The 16,488-nt window shown below is 65.0% G+C and carries 14 protein-coding genes; 3 read left to right on the top strand and 11 right to left on the bottom strand.

Annotated features, from left to right (window positions below; genetic code table 11):
• Window positions 1-160: 160 nt before the first annotated feature.
• A complete protein-coding gene (locus I6F37_RS21740) occupies window positions 161-2,524 on the bottom strand; it encodes a transketolase (protein ID WP_036004600.1) in 2,364 nt (787 codons plus the stop codon).
• A gap of 131 nt (window positions 2,525-2,655) precedes the next feature.
• Between I6F37_RS21740 and I6F37_RS21735 the strand changes: the two genes are divergently transcribed.
• Window positions 2,656-3,117, top strand: coding sequence for an Lrp/AsnC family transcriptional regulator (locus tag I6F37_RS21735; protein WP_036004597.1), 462 nt, complete (start codon window positions 2,656-2,658; stop codon window positions 3,115-3,117).
• A 91-nt stretch (window positions 3,118-3,208) separates the two neighbouring features.
• A complete protein-coding gene (ppk2, locus tag I6F37_RS21730) occupies window positions 3,209-4,129 on the top strand; it encodes a polyphosphate kinase 2 (protein WP_036004675.1) in 921 nt (306 codons plus the stop codon).
• A gap of 5 nt (window positions 4,130-4,134) precedes the next feature.
• Here the strand turns inward: ppk2 and I6F37_RS21725 are convergent, their stop codons facing one another.
• The 8 genes from I6F37_RS21725 to I6F37_RS21690 form a co-directional block, all read right to left on the bottom strand.
• A complete protein-coding gene (locus tag I6F37_RS21725) occupies window positions 4,135-5,214 on the bottom strand; it encodes a zinc-binding dehydrogenase (protein WP_036004594.1) in 1,080 nt (359 codons plus the stop codon).
• A 56-nt stretch (window positions 5,215-5,270) separates the two neighbouring features.
• A complete protein-coding gene (locus I6F37_RS21720; protein ID WP_057027221.1) occupies window positions 5,271-6,212 on the bottom strand; it encodes a DMT family transporter in 942 nt (313 codons plus the stop codon).
• 187 nt (window positions 6,213-6,399) lie between these two features.
• Window positions 6,400-7,239, bottom strand: coding sequence for an aldo/keto reductase (locus tag I6F37_RS21715; RefSeq protein WP_036004591.1), 840 nt, complete (start codon window positions 7,237-7,239; stop codon window positions 6,400-6,402).
• 200 nt (window positions 7,240-7,439) lie between these two features.
• Complete coding sequence (locus I6F37_RS21710) at window positions 7,440-8,336, bottom strand: SMP-30/gluconolactonase/LRE family protein (RefSeq protein WP_225112734.1); 897 nt, start codon at window positions 8,334-8,336, stop codon at window positions 7,440-7,442.
• Between the two features lie 216 nt (window positions 8,337-8,552).
• Complete coding sequence (locus I6F37_RS21705) at window positions 8,553-11,255, bottom strand: nitrate reductase (protein ID WP_036004564.1); 2,703 nt, start codon at window positions 11,253-11,255, stop codon at window positions 8,553-8,555.
• A gap of 1 nt (window position 11,256) precedes the next feature.
• On the bottom strand, window positions 11,257-12,474 hold the full coding sequence (locus tag I6F37_RS21700) for an FAD-dependent oxidoreductase (RefSeq protein ID WP_225152632.1): 1,218 nt from the start codon (window positions 12,472-12,474) through the stop codon (window positions 11,257-11,259).
• Window positions 12,475-12,484: 10 nt separating this feature from the next.
• On the bottom strand, window positions 12,485-12,913 hold the full coding sequence (locus I6F37_RS21695; RefSeq protein WP_036004577.1) for a globin family protein: 429 nt from the start codon (window positions 12,911-12,913) through the stop codon (window positions 12,485-12,487).
• A 129-nt stretch (window positions 12,914-13,042) separates the two neighbouring features.
• Entirely contained in the window at window positions 13,043-14,434 is a 1,392-nt protein-coding gene (locus I6F37_RS21690) for an MFS transporter (protein ID WP_036004561.1), read from the bottom strand.
• A 97-nt stretch (window positions 14,435-14,531) separates the two neighbouring features.
• Between I6F37_RS21690 and I6F37_RS21685 the strand changes: the two genes are divergently transcribed.
• Complete coding sequence (locus I6F37_RS21685) at window positions 14,532-14,765, top strand: hypothetical protein (RefSeq protein ID WP_157783997.1); 234 nt, start codon at window positions 14,532-14,534, stop codon at window positions 14,763-14,765.
• Between the two features lie 9 nt (window positions 14,766-14,774).
• Here I6F37_RS21685 and I6F37_RS21680 read toward each other — a convergent pair whose 3' ends face one another.
• On the bottom strand, window positions 14,775-15,569 hold the full coding sequence (locus I6F37_RS21680; protein WP_036004558.1) for an ABC transporter ATP-binding protein: 795 nt from the start codon (window positions 15,567-15,569) through the stop codon (window positions 14,775-14,777).
• 11 nt (window positions 15,570-15,580) lie between these two features.
• Window positions 15,581-16,477, bottom strand: a complete 897-nt coding sequence (ntrB, locus tag I6F37_RS21675; RefSeq protein WP_036004556.1) for a nitrate ABC transporter permease — start codon at window positions 16,475-16,477, stop codon at window positions 15,581-15,583.
• Window positions 16,478-16,488 lie beyond the last annotated feature (11 nt).

Genomic DNA, 16,488 nt, shown 5'->3' with positions numbered 1-16,488 from the left:
AGGTTATATGAGCCGATGGCGGGAACGTGGCAAGGTGGCCCCGCAGTCATTCCGGGGCGCGCCTTTTGGCGCGGGCCCGGAATCCATACTCCCGATCGTGGTTATGGATTCCGGGCTCGACGCTGCGCGTCGCCCCGGAATGACGAGGCAGTTACCTCCGCTACACCGCCATCTTCCGGTGCAGCACCGGCGCGCCGGTGGTGAGGCTTTCGGCCGCATCGATGATGGCGTTGGCGTCGATGCCATAGTGCCGATAAAGGTCCGCGATGCTGCCGGTCTGGCCGAACTGCTCGACGCCGAGCGCCTCGACGCGATGGCCACGGACGCTGCCGAGCCAGCCGAGCGCAGACGGATGGCCGTCAATCACGGTCACGATGCCGCAGTCGCGCGGCAGCGGCGCGAGCAGCTTTTCGATGTGGCTGAGATGCTGCACGCCGCGGCGGTCGCGCCGTAATTTCCGCGCCGCGGTCCACCCCGAATGCAGACGGTCGGCCGAAGTGATCGCGAGCAGGCCGACGTCGCGGCGGCTCTCGCCGATGAAGCCGGTCGCCTCGATCGCCTCGGGCGCGACCGCGCCCGTATAGGCGATCACGACCTCGGCATTCGGGCCCGGCTTGCGCAGCCAATAGGCGCCGTCGGTGATGCCCTGTCGCAGCTCCGGTGTCATGATCCGCTGCGCCTGCTCGATGGCGCGTGTGGAGAGGCGCAAATAGACCGAACCGCCCTCGCCCGGCTCGCGCTGCATGTGCTCGAAGCCGAAAGCCATGATCACGGCGAGCTCGTCGACGAAGGCCGGCTCGAACGAGGCCAGGCCGTCCTGCGCCATGCCGATCAAGGGCGTTGCGATCGACTGATGCGCGCCGCCTTCGGGCGCGAGCGTGATGCCGGACGGCGTCGCCGCCACCATGAAGCGCGCGTCCTGGTAGCAGGCGTAGTTCAGCGCATCGAGGCCGCGCTCGATGAAGGGATCGTAGAGCGTGCCGACCGGCAAGAGCCGCTCGCCGTTGATCTGGTGCGACAGGCCGAGCGCCGAGAGCATGATGAACAGGTTCATCTCGGCGATGCCGAGCTCCAGATGCTGGCCCTTTGGCGAAGCGTCCCAATTGTAGGTCGAGGGAATTTTCTCGCTGCGGAACAAGTCCGCCTTCTCGGCCCGCGCGAACAGGCCGCGGCGGTTGACCCAGGGGCCGAGATTGGTGGAGACGGTGACGTCCGGCGAGGTCGTGACGATGCGCCTGGCGAGCTCGCTGTCGCTGCGCGCGATCTCGTTCAGCACGAGGCCAAAGCCCTGCTGGGTCGACATCTGCGGCGACGGCTTGAAGGCGAGCTGTTGCGGCACCTCGACGACGGGCGCCGTGAGCCGGCGGCCATCCTGATTGAACGGCACCCGCGCGAGGAAGGCCTCGAGCTCGGCCGCATCCTGCGGCAGCCCTTCGAACTTGTCCCATTCGTGGCCCGGCCGGATGTTCTGGCTGTCGCGATATTTCTCCATCTGCGCGACCGTCATCAGGCCGGCGTGATTGTCCTTGTGGCCCTGGAAAGGCAAGCCGACGCCCTTGATCGTGTAGGCGATGAAGCAGACGGGGCGGTCGTGGTCGATGGAATCGAACGCCTCCAGCACGCTCGCCATGTCGTGGCCGCCAAGGTTCGACATCAGCGCCAGCAGCTCCTCGTCGCTGCGCTTGTCGATCAGTTTTGTGATCGGGCCCTGGTCGCCGATTTCGTCATGGAGGTGCTTGCGGAAGGCCGCGCCGCCCTGGAAGCACAGCGCCGCGTAGAGCGCATTCGGGCAATTGTCGATCCACGTCTTCAGCGCCTCGCCGCCGGGCTCGGCGAAGGCGTCGCGCATCAGGCGGCCGTATTTCACGATGACGACGTCCCAGCCGAAATTGCGGAACATGGTCTCGAACTTTTCCCAAAGACCTTCGCGCACAACGGCATCGAGCGACTGCCTGTTGTAGTCGACCACCCACCAGGTGTTGCGCAGGCCGTGCTTCCAGCCCTCCGCGAGCGCCTCGAAGATGTTGCCTTCGTCCATCTCGGCGTCGCCGACGAGCGCGATCATCCGCCCCTCGCGGCGATCCTTCATCCAGCCATGCGCCTTGACGTAATCCTGCACCAGCGAAGAGAACAGCGTCTGCGCGACGCCGAGGCCGACCGAGCCGGTGGAGAAGTCGACGTCGTCGACGTCCTTAGTGCGCGAGGGATAGGACTGCGCGCCCTTGAAGCCGCGAAAATTCTCCAGCTTCTCGCGGCTCTGCCGGCCGAACAAATACTGGATGGCGTGGAACACCGGGCTCGCATGCGGCTTCACCGCGACGCGGTCCTCAGGGCGCAGCACGTGGAAGTACAGCGCCGACATGATGGTGGCTAGCGAGGCGGACGAGGCCTGGTGGCCGCCGACCTTGAGGCCATCCGCATTGGAGCGGATGTGGTTGGCGTGGTGGATGGTCCAGGACGACAGCCACAGCGCCTTGCGGCTGAGGGCGGTCAGGATGTCGAGACGGGCGGGGTCAACGGGCATGGCGATGCTCCGGAAAATATGCACCGATCATACGCCTGCGCGGTGCGTCAAACTTCTCAATTTTTCGCGCCATACCCGCCGATATTGGGATACTTTACCAACGTAGCGGACAAAATGCAGGTTTCATCCCAATGCCCGAGCTCGACGCCATCGACCGCAAGATCCTCAGCCACCTTCAGAACGACAGCCGCCTGACCATGCAGGAGCTCGCCGACAAGGTCGGCCTCTCGGTCTCGCCCTGCCATCGCCGGGTCAAGCTCCTGGAGGAGCGCGGCGTCATCTCGCGCTATGTCGCGACCGTCGACCAGAAGGCGCTGGGACTGCATGTCAGCGTGTTCATCTCGATCAAGCTGGCACGGCAGAAGGAGGAGGATCTCAACCGCTTTGCCCGCGCCATCTCGAAATGGGACGAGGTGCTGGAATGCTATCTGATGACCGGGAACCGCGATTATCTGCTCCGCGTCGTCGCCGCCGACCTCGCCTCCTACGAGGCGTTCCTGAAGACCAAGCTGACCCGGCTCGACGGCATTGCCTCGATCGAATCGAGCTTTGCGCTGAGCCAAGTGAAATATTCGATCGCGCTGCCGGTGTAACCAAGCGTCCGCCGGATTGCATGTTGTCACATGGGCGCAACAAACCCCGCCGATGGTCGTTGTGCTGGTATCCGAGCCGAGAGAAGAACCCATGACCGCAGCCGATCGCAAATCCGAGATCTCCAAGCGCGAGCGCATCATCCAGGAAATGGCCGACGATCTCGACGAGGAACTGGAGATGGAGATGGATGATACCCGTCTCGACGAGCTCCTCGACGAGACCGGAACCCTGAGGCCGATGGTCGATCGCAGGCTCTATTTCCGGGAACTGCTCCGCCTCCAGGGCGAGTTGATCAAGCTCCAGGACTGGGTGCAGAGCGAGAGGAAGAAGGTCGTGGTGCTGTTCGAGGGCCGCGACGCCGCCGGCAAGGGCGGCGTGATCAAGCGCATCACGCAGCGCCTCAATCCCCGCATCTGCCGCGTCGCGGCGCTTCCGGCGCCGAACGAGCGCGAGCGCACGCAATGGTATTTCCAGCGCTACGTCGCGCACCTGCCGGCCGGCGGCGAGATCGTGCTGTTCGATCGCAGCTGGTACAACCGCGCCGGCGTCGAGCGCGTGATGGGCTTCTGCTCGGAGGAGGAGTACCAGGAGTTCTTCAAGACCGTGCCGGAATTCGAGCGCATGCTGATCCGATCCGGCATCATCCTCGTCAAGTACTGGTTTTCGATTACCGACGACGAGCAGCAATTCCGCTTCACCATGCGCATCAAGGATCCCCTGAAGCAGTGGAAGCTGAGCCCGATGGACGTCGAGTCCCGCAGTCGCTGGGAGGCGTACACCAAGGCCAAGGAGACGATGCTGGAGCACACGCATCTGCCGGATAGCCCGTGGTGGATCGTCGATGCCGTGGACAAGAAGCGCGCCCGGCTCAACTGCATCGCACACCTATTGACTCAGATCCCGTACCAGGAGGTCGTGCGGGCTCCGGTGACGCTGCCGCCGCGCGTGCGACATCCCGACTATCAGCGAGGCCCGGTCCCGCCGGAGATGTACGTGCCGGCGAAATATTGACACTCCTACCGCCACGGCTGCACGATGATCTTGGTGTGGGCTTCGGGGTTGGCGAGATCGGCGAAGGCCTTTGCGACGCCGTCGAGGCCGACTTCGGCGGTGACCATCGCGGCCGCGTCCACCTGCCCTTCGGCGATCAGGCGCAGCGACGCAGCAAACTCCTCCGGGGTGTAGCCGAGCACGTATTGGACGTTGAGCTCCTTCATGATGCCGAGCATGGGCTCGCTTCTGTCGCTCTCCATGCAGACGCCGACCACGACGATGCGTGCATCGCGCGGGGCACCCTCGAACACCTGTTGCAACAGGCCGGGCACGCCGACGCATTCGAAGATGATCGCGGGCTTCAGCGCGGGCAGCATGGCCTGGAACGGCGGCCGCGCCGCCTTCTCAGCCTCCGACATCTGCGCGTGCTCAGCCCAGGTCGCGTAAGGCTGCGACGTGCGGGGATCGACGACGATGTCGGCACCGAGCTTTGCGGCGAGCGCGCGCCGCGCCGGCGAATAGTCGGCCGCGACGATCGGATGCAGCCGTTTGAGCTTCAGCGCGGCGATCACCGCGAGTCCGACCGGGCCGCAGCCGATCACGAGCGGCACCTCGCCGCCACGGATATTGGCTTTGGCGACGGCATGAACGCCGACGGCGAGCGGCTCGGTCAGCGCGGCATGCTCCGGCGCGGGGCCGTTGGGCACTTCGAGCAGCAGCGCTTCGCTCAGCAGCATCGCCTCGGCATAGCCACCGACATTGTCGTTGGAATAGCCGATCCCTTCGATGCCCTGCGGCGTCACCAGCGCGGGAAGCGAGCAGACCTGGGTTCCCGGCTTCAGCTTGCGCGATGTGCCGGGGCCGTAATCGACGATCTCACAGCAGAATTCGTGGCCGAACACGACGTCGCGGCTGAGGTCCATCGGCTTGCGCCCGGTCTTCCGCGCCATCTCCACCATGCGATGGGCGTGCTGGCGCGCGTGCAGGTCGGAGCCGCAGATGCCGCAGGCGAGCGTCTTGACCAGAACCTGGCCGGGGCCCGGCGTCGGCTCGGCCATCCGACCTACGACAATCTCACCGTTCCTGAAAATCGCGGCGCGCATCCGGCTCCTCCCCTTTGGAGCGAGTGATAGCACGAAGCAGGACGTGCAAACTTGCGTCAGGGGTTCGGGGACCGCTCTTCCAGCACCAGCAGCTGGGCGCGGCGCACCCGCTCGCGATGGGCGATATAAAGACCGCTGGCGACGATGAAGGCGGCGCCGACGACCGTCCAGATATCCGGGACCTCGCCGAAGATGAAGAAGCCCAGAATGCTGACCCAGAGCAACTGCGTATAGGAGAACGGCGCCAGCACCGAGGCATCGCCGTAGCGATAGGCCAGCACGATGATCCACTGGCCCACGGTCGAGGCGACGCCGATCACGATGCCCAGCCCGATCGCGGTCCAGCTCGGCGTGACCCAGACGAACGGCACCATGACGCTGAGGATCGCAACGCCGGTCAGCGCGGAATAGGCCATGGTGGTGAGCACCGCTTCGCGACCGCTCATCATCCGCGTCAGGATCAGCGCGGCGGCCCAGCAGAACGCCGAGATGATCGGGAAGAATGCGGCGGCATGGAACGCGCTCGTGCCGGGCCTCAGGATGATCAGAACGCCCGTCAAGCCGATCGCGGTCGCGATCCAGCGCCGCATGCCGACCTTCTCGCTCAGGAAGATGATCGACAGTGCGGTGACGAATAGCGGCGAGACGAAGCCGGTGGCGGAGGCTTCGGCGATGGGCAGAAATGCAAGGCCGGTGATGAAGAACAGCGACGAGCCGAGCAGTGCGGCGCCGCGCATCAATTGCAGACCGAGCCGCTCGGTGCGCATCGCATGCAGTGGCGAGCCCGGCAGCATCACGGGCGTGAATAGCAGCGCGAACGTGACGAAGCGGATCCAGGTGATCTCGATCGAAGGCAGGCTGGTCGACAGATATTTCGCGGTGACGTCGGAGCAGCCGAGGAAGATCGTCGAGAGCAACACCAGCGCAATGCCCTTGAAGGGATGATCGACGCGCGCAGGCGCGCGGCGAGCCTGCTGCTTCTTCTCCGGAACGGGCATGGGAATACTGTCGAGCCTTGCGGCTGCGGCGGGCGGCGGTGTCACGGCTGGAACCCGGGCAAAATGCGAATCGAGAACAGCCGTAAAAAACGACATCTGCTCCGCATTCACAACTTCCGAAAACAGGATGCCGATATGCGCGAGCCGCCGCGCGCGTCAATGCTCCGTTAATCTTGCCCGTTGTGCACTACAGCATGGGCAGGCCGCGTGGCTTCGGCCCGCGCGGAAACGCCGCGTCGAGCGCGGCAATCTCGTCCTTCGTCAGCACGAGGTCGCCTGCCGCCGCATTCTCGCCGGCATGTTCCGCAGACGAGGCCTTCGGAATGGCGAACACCGTAGTCGCACGGGTGAGGAAGCTCAGCGCGACCTGACGCGGCGTCGCACGATGCGCTTCTGCGATGCGCGCCAGCACGGCACCGCCCTTGCTGCTGCCTGCGGGGAAATCGTCGTGGCCGAAAGGGGAGTAGGCAACGACGGCAACATTATGCCGTTCACACCACGGGATCACCGCATGCTCGATCGCGCGTTCTTTCAGGTGGTAGAGCACCTGGTTGCAGGCGATCCGCCCCTCGCCGGAGACGTCGAGAATCTCATCGAGATCGTCGGCATCGAAATTGGAGACGCCCCAGGACTTGATCTTGCCTGATTGCACCAGCTCCTCGAACGCAGCGACGGTGTCCTCCAGCGGATAGGAGCCGCGCCAGTGCAACAGATAACAGTCGAGCCGGTCGGTCTTCAGCCGCTTCAGCGAGCGCTCGCAGGCGGTGATGGTGCCGCGGCGCGAGGCGTTGCTGGGCAGCACTTTCGAAACGAGGAACACTTCATCGCGCCGGCCTGCGATCGCATCCGCAATGACGAGCTCGGCATCGCCGTACATCTCGGCGGTGTCGATGTGGGTCATGCCAAGATCGAGCCCGCGCTGCAGCGCCGCGATCGCGCGCTTGCGGTCGCCGTGGTCGAGATACCAGGTGCCCTGCCCGATGACGGAGACGCTGGCGCCGATCTTGCCGAAGGGTTTCTTGTTCATGGTCGCTCCGATCTCCGCTGTTATTTTTCCCTCTCCCCGTTCTTACGGGGCCGCGACGAGCTTCGCTCGCGCTGAGAGGGTCGGGGTGAGGGGCTGCTTCCGCAAACTCGATAGCAAAGAGACTCGCGGAGGCCCCCCTCACCCGCCGCGCTTTGCGCGTCGGCCTCTCCCCGCAAGCGGGGAGAGGCGAAGAGTCCGCGCTACAATCCCCCGATATCCGCCACCAGCACGCTGCCGGTCGCGGACTCCGTGATATAGAGCCGATCCTTGTTTTCGCCACCGATCGCGACATTGGTGCAGTTCGGTCCCGCGCACGATTTGATGCGCGCGATCAGTTCCCCGTTCGGCGCGAACACGAAGACGTGGCCGAGCGAGGGGTGGCCGACGAACAGGCGGCCCTTGGCATCCATGGTCAAGCCGTCGGGGCCGCTGGTGCCGAACAGCGAGCAGAAGCGGCCGACCTTGGACACGCTGCCGTCCTTCATGAACGGCAGCCGCCACACCGCGTTGTCGCGCGTCATCGCGACGAACAGCACGGTTTCGGCTGGGTCGAGCACCAGGCCGTTCGGACTGATGCCGGTGTCGAGCAGGCAGTCGAGCCGGCCGTTCGATCCCAGCCGATAGACCCGGCCACTTGGATCGTGCAGGCCGGTCTGGCCCTGATCGGTGAAATAGATATCGCCGTTTGAGGCGAGATGCAGATCGTTGCAGCCGCGGAACGATTCCGAATTGCGCCCGGTCACGACCGGCTTGACGCGGCCGGCTTCGGCATCGAGCTCCATGATGCCATGCCTGTAGTCGGCGACCAGAATGCGTCCGTCGGATGCGATCTTCAGCCCGTTCGGCCAGCCCTCATATTCGATCACGAGCGACCATTCGCCATGGGGCGCGATGCGAAAGATGCGGCCGAACGGAATGTCGACGATATAGAGATTACCGTCCTTGTCGAATGACGGCCCCTCGATGAAGCTCTCGGTCGGTATGTTCGGCCGATTGGCATCGGCCCAATCGGTTCGCACGCCCTTGCGGCGAAACTTTTCGGGCATGGCGGTGAACAGCCTGGTCTCGATCAGGCGCGGCGGCGTTTCCAGGTACATCATGGTTGTTGTGGATGTTGAAAGGAGCGCGGCACCATACGGCACATTAGCCGGCGCGTCGATTGGGGTGGTCCACATTGCAATGGTGCGGGCGCTGCGTAGGGTGGGTTAGCCCCGGGGCTGCGCGAAGCGCAGTCCCTTGGCGTAACCCACCTCTTTCGCTTCCGCATTGACGAAGAGTGGTGGGTTACGCTGCGCTAACCCACCCTACGAGACCTATCCCGCCGCGCTCGCGACCTCCGCCTGCTGTGCAGGCACTTCCGTCATCGCAATCAAGCGTTTCAGCTCGGGAATGCAGGAGCCGCAATTGGTGCCGGCCTTGAGCTTGGCGCCGATGTCGGCGGTCGTGCGCGCGCCGCCAGCGATGCTGTCGCAGATGGTGCCGCGGCCGACGCCGAAGCAGGCGCAGACGATCGGGCCGGTCGAGGCCGCGCCTTCACAGGATTTGCCCGACAGCAGCATGCGGCGCTGTTCGTCCGTGACCTGATCGGCCACGAACAGGCTCTTCACCACCTCCCAGTCGCCGGCATCATGCGCGGGGCCGACGAACAGGCAGGTCTCGATGCGATCGCCTACGAACGAAGCTGCGCGAAAAACCCCGCCGCCGAAATCGCGATATTCGGCAACGTCCTCGCCGGCGACGCTCTCGAGCCAGGCGGGCCAGCGGGCGAGATCGGCATTGTCGGCGAAGAGATAGCCGAAGCCGCCGCTGACGGTCACGCGCGTCCACAACAGGTTCTGCGGCAGATCGAGCGGCTTGCGCGACAATGCAAAGCCGCGGAAGACGAATTCGTAAGGCGCGATCGCGGCCGGCGTCGCCTTGGCTTCCGGCTGTCCCGAGAACGGATCGGTGAACGGTGCTACCATCGCCCCGACGCGGCCGTGCGAGGCGTTCATCGCGCTCCAGTGGATCGGCACGAACAGCGTGCCGCGCTGCTGCCACTCGCTGACGACGACTTTCAGGATGCACTGGCCGTAATCGGTGGTGATGCGGGCATAGCCGTCATGGACGATGCCGTATTTGCCGGCGTCGTCGGGATGGATCTCGACGAAAGGCTCGGGCAGATGCGCGCCCAGGCGCTGGCTCAGGCCGGTGCGCGTCATGGTGTGCCACTGGTCGCGGATGCGCCCGGTGTTCAGCCTTAAGGGGCGCGACGGACCGGTCTCGCCGCGCAGCGCCGGCACCTCCGGCGCAACGAAGCGGCCCTTGCCGTCATTGGTGAAGAAGCCGCCAGCAGCGAAGAAGCGCTCGCCGGGCGTCCCGCCCTCGCGCACCGGCCATTGCACCGGCTTCAAACCATCGAAGGCATCGTCCGACAGCGAGGTCAGCGCGCCGATGTCGAAATCGCGGCTACCATTGTTCTCGAACGCCGAGAGCGCGGCATGCTCGCGGAAGATATCGGCGGCCGATTTGTAATTGAAGCTGTCGCCGAAGCCGAGGCGCTTTGCGGTCTCGCTCAGGATCCACCAGTCAGGACGCGCTTCCCCCGGCGCCGGCAGGAACGCGCGCTGGCGCGAGATGCGCCGCTCGGAATTGGTCACCGTGCCCGACTTCTCGCCCCAGGCCAGCGCCGGCAGCAGCACGTGCGGGCCGGCCGCGACGGTGTCGTTGGAGAGCACGTTCTCGGACACCACGAACAGCTCGAGCTTCTTCAGGGCATCGCGCACCATGTCGGCATCGGGCAGCGACACCGCGGGATTGGTGCCCATCACCCAGAGCGCCTTGACCTCGCCGCGGTTGATGGCCTCGAACAGCTGCACCGCCTTCAGGCCTTCATGGGTGGCGATGCGCGGCGCCTTCCAGAACCGCCTGACACGGTCGATGTCGGGCGGCGTAAAGCCCATATGGGCGGCGAGCATGTTGGCGAGGCCGCCGACCTCGCGGCCGCCCATCGCGTTGGGCTGGCCGGTCAGCGAGAACGGCGAGGAGCCCGGCTTGCCGATGCGGCCCGTGGCGAGATGGCAGTTCAGGATGGCGTTGACCTTGTCGGTGCCCTGCGCCGACTGGTTGACCCCTTGCGAATACAGCGTGACGACCTTCTCGGTGTCGCGGAACATCCTGAAGAAGGCGGCGACGTCCTGCTCGGAGAGGCCCGTGGCGAGCGCGGTCGCAGTGACGCTGCCGGCAATGTTGCGCGCGCGCGCCAGCGCATCATCGAAGCCAGACGTGTTCTGCGCGATGTAATCCTGGTCCAGCACGCCATTGTCGGCGAGATGCACGAACAGGCCGGAGAACAGCGCGGTGTCGGTGCCGGGCTTGAGGCCGAGGAAAAGGTCGACATCGCTGGCGGTATCGGTGCGGCGCGGATCGATCACGATCATGCGGGCGCCGCGCTCCTGCCTATTCTTCAGCATGCGCTGGAACAGCACCGGATGGCACCAGGCCGCGTTCGAGCCGACGAAGACGAGCAGATCGGCCTGGTCGAGATCCTCATAGCAGCCAGGCACCGTGTCGGCGCCGAAAGCGCGGCGATGGCCCGCAACCGAGGACGACATGCAGAGCCGGGAATTGGTGTCGACATTGGCGGTGCCGACAAACCCCTTCATCAGCTTGTTGGCGACGTAATAGTCTTCGGTGAGGAGCTGGCCGGAGAGATAGAACGCGACCGCGTTGGCGCCATCGCGCGCCACGATGTGCTGCATGCGGTGGGCGACGTGGTCCAGCGCATCGCTCCAGGCAACGCGCTCCAGCACGCCCTTGCAGCGGATCATGGGATAGAGCAGCCGCCCTTCCAGGCCGACGGTCTCGCCCAGCGCCGAGCCCTTCGAGCACAGCCGGCCGAAATTGGCGGGATGATCGGGGTCGCCCGCGATTGCTGCACCACCCTTACCGTCGGGCGTTGCGAGTACGCCGCAGCCGACGCCGCAATAGGGACAGGTGGTCTTGGTGGTGCGGAGATTTGGATCGATCGCCGTCATATCACGCCGCTTTCGAAGGCTGCGCCAGCGCGCGGCCGAACATCATGTCGGTGCGGATCGAAGCGACCTTGTCGCGATTGCGGATCAGCTCGAGGTACCAGAGCGCATCGATCGTATCGCCGATCAGCACCGCCCCGGTGAGCCGACCGTCGGCGATGACGAGCTTCTTGTAAGTGCCGCGCCTGCGATCCGACAGCACGAGGCTCTCGCTGCCCTCCCCGCCCATGAAGTCGCCAGCGGAGAGCACGCTGACGCCGGAGACCTTCAGATTGGTCGAGACCACGCTGCCCTGATAGGCGGCGGGCCGGCCGGCCAGATGCCGCGCCAGCACGCGCGCCTGCTCGTAGGCGGGCTCGACCAAGCCATAGCAGGTGCCGCGATGCTCGGCGCATTCGCCAAGCGCAAAGATGTCGGACGCGGAGGTCTGCATCACGTCGTTGACGACGACGCCGCGGTTGACCGCGATCCCCGCCTCTTTCGCCAGCGCGACGTTCGGCTTGATTCCGGCGGCGAAGATCACCGCATCGGCCTCGATGCGGCTGCCATCGGCGAGCTCGACGGCCTGGACTTGGCCCTCGCCGTGGATGCGGGCCGTCGCGGCATTGAGCATGACGCGGATACCCTTGCGCTCGACCAGCGTCTTGAGCAGGTCGGCCGCGGGCGCGTCGAGCTGACGCTCCATCAGTCGATCCATCAGATGCAGCAGCGTCACCGGCGCGCCGGCCTTGGCGAGACCGTAGGCCGCTTCCAGCCCGAGCAGGCCGCCGCCGACCACGACGACGCGCTTCCTGGCCGCGGCCAGTGTCAGCAGCAGGTCGACGTCGCGGGTGTCGCGAAACGTGTGCACGCCGGCAAGATCGGCGCCTGGCACGTTGAGCCGCAGCGGCGTCGATCCCGTGGCGAGCACGAGCTTGGAATATTCCATGCTCTCCTCGCCCGCGATCTTGAGCTCACGGCGGCCGACATCGATCTCGCTGACGCGATAGCCGTAGCGCACCGTGACGCCGCGGTCTCGCCACCAACCGGCCGGCCGCAGCTCGATCTCGTGCGAGCCGGTCTCGCCCGCCAGCACGGAGGAGAGGAGCACGCGATTGTAAGCGAGCCGCGGCTCTTCGCCGATCACGGCGACCGCATAGCGGCCGAGCGCGGTCTTGGCGAGCTCGTCGACCAGACGCGCGGCCGCCATACCGTTGCCGACGATGACCAGTGGTTCACTCACAACGCATCTCCTATTCGGCGGCCTGCGCTTGCGCGCCGTAGGCCTCGGACATCATGTAGCCGGACAGCACGCCATAGGCGTCGGTCCAGGCTGCGGCGAGTTCAGGCGTCCAGGCTTCGCCAAGGCCCTTCTCGAGGGTCCACAGCAAGGTGGCGCCGACCACGGGGTAGTGCTCGGCCTTGGCGCCATAATCGACGTGACGCTTGGCGAGCGCGGAGGCCGCGGGAAGAATCGATTCCAGGTTCGACAAGCCGCCGACTACGGCGGCGAGCATGCCCATCAGCTTCTTGCGCTGCTCGGTCATGTCCTCGGGAAACATCGCGCGCACGGACGGCGCCACCTCGAACAGTCGGTCGTAGAACAGCACCGCGGCGGCTTCCGAAATCGGGGCGACCTTGGCGAAGCTCTGCTGAATGAGAGTAATCTGCTCGGGCGTCATAATGTTCTCCTGTCTGTTTCGGTCTGCCTTCGTCCGCGCCATTGCGGACAAAGTTCATGGATCAAACGTCATCAGAGAGACTTCTCCCCGCGTACGGGGAGAAGCGACATTCGTGCCAGTTTGTCGTGCTCACACACGCGCCTCGGCGAGGCTTGGCGCGCCTTCGCCCTGCGGGCTGCGACGCAGGTAGAACCACCAGGTCAGAGCGAGGCAGGAGGCGTAGAAGGCGAGATAGACCACGAGCGCGAGCTGCGGCCCGCCGGTCATGGCGATCGACTTGCCGAAGCCGCTCGGGATCAGATAGCCGCCGACGGCACCGACCGCGCCGATGAAGCCGACCGCCGCGCCGCTCTCGATGCTCGCGGTCTTCAGGGCAGCGCTGCGTGCCGCATCGCCCTTGCCGCGCACCTTGAACAGGTTCTCCTCGCGGAAGATCGAGGGGATCATGCGGTAGGTCGAGCCGTTGCCGATGCCCGTCGTCACGAACAGGATCAGGAACATCGACAGGAAGCCGATGAAATCCTTGTGTCCGACGAAATAGAGCGCGCCGACCGTGGCGCCCGCCATCACGATGAAATTCCAGAACGTGATGATGGAGCCGCCGACCCGGTCTGCGAGCCAGCCGCCGAGCGGACGCGACAGCGAGCCGACCAGCGGGCCGAGGAAGGCGATCGAGATCGTCACGGTGGGGAATTGCGTCTTCAGCAGCAGCGGAAACGCCGCCGAATAGCCGATGAAGGACCCGAACGTGCCGATATAAAGATACGCCATGATCCAGGTGTGCTTGCGCTTGACGATCGCGAGCTGGTTCTTCACCGACGATTTCGCCGTGGTGAGGTTGTTCATGAAGAACACCGCGCCGAACACCGCGATGCCGATCGGCAGCACCCACATCAGGCCGGCATTCTGCAGGAAGATGCCGTCGACGGGCGTCGCCTGATATAGGTTGAAGGCGGCGAGCGTCATCAGGATCGGGGTCAGGAGCTGCACGCTGGAGACACCGATATTGCCGCCGGCCGCGTTGAGGCCGAGCGCCCATCCCTTCATCCGGTCGGGAAAGAAGAAGGAGATGTTGGTCATGCTGGAGGCGAAATTGCCGCCGCCGAGACCCGCGGTCGAGGCGACCAGCAGCATGAGCCAGAACGGCGTGTCGGGCTGGCTGACGAAATAGGCAAGCGACAAGGTCGGGATGAACAGGATCGCCGCGCTGAAGATGGTCCAGTTGCGGCCGCCGAACGTCGTCACCGCGAAAGTGTAGGGAAAGCGCATGAAGGCGCCGATCAGGCCCGGCACGGCGACGAGCTGGAACAGCTGGTCGGTGGTGTAGTGGAAGCCGGCCTGCGGCAGCTTGGTGGTGACGATGCTCCAAATCAGCCAGACCGAGAAGCCGATATGTTCGGCTACGATCGACCAGATCAGGTTGCGCCGCGCGATCGACTTGCCGGTCGTGTTCCAGAACGCCTCATCCTCGGGACGCCAGTCTGAAATCCAGCTGGAGTTCGGGGTCGGATTCTTCGTCATTGCGTATCCCTTCCAGGCTCACCGCTGCGTCGTTGCAGGCTCTGCCTCCGGTCACAGAGGCGCGCTCCGAGGCTTCACCCCCGGTGGCGAGATCACGATGCTGATTGATGATGTTGAGGGACGTCGTCGTTGGCGTCGCGCAAAGACGTTTCAATTTCCGTGCCAGTTGCGCGCATACGGGAAACACTGGGATTTCAGGATGTTATTCGTATTGCCCGAATTGTTTGCAGGGCTTTTCCGCACGCAAAATTTGCGTTTCGCTCAATCCCTGTGCGACGCACAAGGATTGAGCTTGATGTCGATTAATTGGGCGCGGGCAGATCTCGCGTGAACGCGTGACTTACGCGGCTTCGACGAAGCGATGACGCTCGTAGAGGAATTCGAGCACGCGCTGGCGACACTTCAGATATGTGGCGTTGGTCGCGAGGTCGAGCCGCTTGCGCGGCCGCGCCAGCGGCACTTCCAGCACCTCGCCGATGCGCGCGCTCGGTCCGTTGGTCATCATCACGATGCGGTCGGACAACAGCACGGCCTCGTCGACGTCGTGGGTGATCATCAGGATGGTGTTGCCGAGCTTCTGATGCAGCGCCATCACCGAGTCCTGCAAGTGGGCGCGGGTCAGCGCGTCGAGCGCGCCGAACGGCTCGTCGAGCAGCAGCACCTTCGGCTCCATGGCCAACGCCCGCGCGATGCCGACGCGCTGCTTCATGCCGCCGGAGATCTCCGATGGACGCTTGTCCCTGGCATGGGCCATCTGCACGAGGTTGAGATTGTGCATCACCCAGGCGTCGCGCTCGGCACGGGACTTGGTCTTGGCGAAGACCTTGTCGACGCCAAGCCTGACGTTTTCGTAGACGGTCAGCCACGGCAGCAGGCTGTGGTTCTGGAACACCACGGCACGATCGGGCCCTGGCGAGTTCACCTCGCGGTTTTCCAGCAGCACGCCCCCCATCGTGGCGCCGGTCAGCCCTGCGATGATGTTGAGCAGGGTCGACTTGCCGCAGCCGGAATGGCCGATGATCGAGACGTATTCGCCTTTCTCGATCGTCAGATTGATGTCCTTGAGCACCTCCGTGGTGGCGGTGCCGCGGGTGAAGACCTTGTCAATGTGGTCGAGTTTCAGGTAGGCGGTCATGTCCCCTCTCCTCAGTTCTGCGCGGTGCCGCGGGTGACGACCTTGCCGAGCCCCGCGATCAGGCGGTCAAGCACGAAGCCGATGATGCCGACATAGAACAGCGCCAGGATGATCTCGCTGATATGCGAGGAGTTCCAGGCGTCCCAGATGAAGAAGCCGATGCCGACGCCGCCGATCAGCATTTCGGCGGCGACGATCGCGAGCCACGACAGGCCGATGCCGATGCGCAGGCCCGTGAAGATGTAGGGCGCCGCCGCCGGGATCATGATCTTGGCGAAGAATTCCAGCGGATTGAGCTGCACCACCGCGGCGACGTTGCGATAGTCCTGCGGGATGTTGCGGATGCCGACCGCGGTGTTGATGATGATCGGCCAGATCGAGGTGATGAAGATGACGAAGATCGCGCTAGGCTGGCCGTCGCGGAAGGCCGCGAGCGAGAGCGGCAGCCAAGCGAGCGGCGGAATCGTGCGCAGCACCTGGAACAGCGGATCGAGCCCGCGCATCGCCCAGACCGACTGCCCGACCAGCACGCCGAGCGCGATGCCGGCGATGGCCGAGAGCGAATAGCCGAAGGCGACGCGCTGGAGACTGGCGGACAGATGCCAGAACAGGCCCTTGTCGATGCCGCCACGGTCGAAGAACGGATCGAAGATCAGCTCCTTCGTATCCGCAAACACTTTTGAGGGCGGCGGCAGCGCCGAGCCGGCTCTGCGGCAGACCAGCTCCCACACCAGCGTCAGCAGAGCGATCACGACCAGCGGCGGGATCACGCGCACGGCGGTCTCGCGTGCCATGCGTGCGTAAGTCTCAGTACGCGGGGGACGCTTCGGCGTCAGCGTGACGACCGGCGCAATCGTTGCAGCAGGCGTCGCGGTCTCAACCTCGATCTTCGTGGCAGTCATGTTCATCGCTATCTCTC

It is taken from the genome of Bradyrhizobium sp. NBAIM08 (assembly GCF_020193935.1).
GTDB classification, from domain to species: domain Bacteria; phylum Pseudomonadota; class Alphaproteobacteria; order Rhizobiales; family Xanthobacteraceae; genus Bradyrhizobium; species Bradyrhizobium yuanmingense.
Note: the sequence above shows the minus strand (reverse complement) of the source record. Positions and strands in the feature narration are given on the sequence as shown.

What these genes read in the sequence shown, in the direction of transcription:
- I6F37_RS21740 (WP_036004600.1), bottom strand. Translation starts at nt 2,524, where the DNA reads ATGCCCGTTGACCCCGCCCGTCTCGACATCCTGACCGCCCTCAGCCGC.
- I6F37_RS21735 (WP_036004597.1), top strand. Translation starts at nt 2,656, where the DNA reads ATGCCCGAGCTCGACGCCATCGACCGCAAGATCCTCAGCCACCTTCAG.
- ppk2 (WP_036004675.1), top strand. Translation starts at nt 3,209, where the DNA reads ATGACCGCAGCCGATCGCAAATCCGAGATCTCCAAGCGCGAGCGCATC.
- I6F37_RS21725 (WP_036004594.1), bottom strand. Translation starts at nt 5,214, where the DNA reads ATGCGCGCCGCGATTTTCAGGAACGGTGAGATTGTCGTAGGTCGGATG.
- I6F37_RS21720 (WP_057027221.1), bottom strand. Translation starts at nt 6,212, where the DNA reads ATGCCCGTTCCGGAGAAGAAGCAGCAGGCTCGCCGCGCGCCTGCGCGC.
- I6F37_RS21715 (WP_036004591.1), bottom strand. Translation starts at nt 7,239, where the DNA reads ATGAACAAGAAACCCTTCGGCAAGATCGGCGCCAGCGTCTCCGTCATC.
- I6F37_RS21710 (WP_225112734.1), bottom strand. Translation starts at nt 8,336, where the DNA reads ATGTACCTGGAAACGCCGCCGCGCCTGATCGAGACCAGGCTGTTCACC.
- I6F37_RS21705 (WP_036004564.1), bottom strand. Translation starts at nt 11,255, where the DNA reads ATGACGGCGATCGATCCAAATCTCCGCACCACCAAGACCACCTGTCCC.
- I6F37_RS21695 (WP_036004577.1), bottom strand. Translation starts at nt 12,913, where the DNA reads ATGACGCCCGAGCAGATTACTCTCATTCAGCAGAGCTTCGCCAAGGTC.
- I6F37_RS21690 (WP_036004561.1), bottom strand. Translation starts at nt 14,434, where the DNA reads ATGACGAAGAATCCGACCCCGAACTCCAGCTGGATTTCAGACTGGCGT.
- I6F37_RS21685 (WP_157783997.1), top strand. Translation starts at nt 14,532, where the DNA reads ATGCTGATTGATGATGTTGAGGGACGTCGTCGTTGGCGTCGCGCAAAG.
- I6F37_RS21680 (WP_036004558.1), bottom strand. Translation starts at nt 15,569, where the DNA reads ATGACCGCCTACCTGAAACTCGACCACATTGACAAGGTCTTCACCCGC.
- ntrB (WP_036004556.1), bottom strand. Translation starts at nt 16,477, where the DNA reads ATGAACATGACTGCCACGAAGATCGAGGTTGAGACCGCGACGCCTGCT.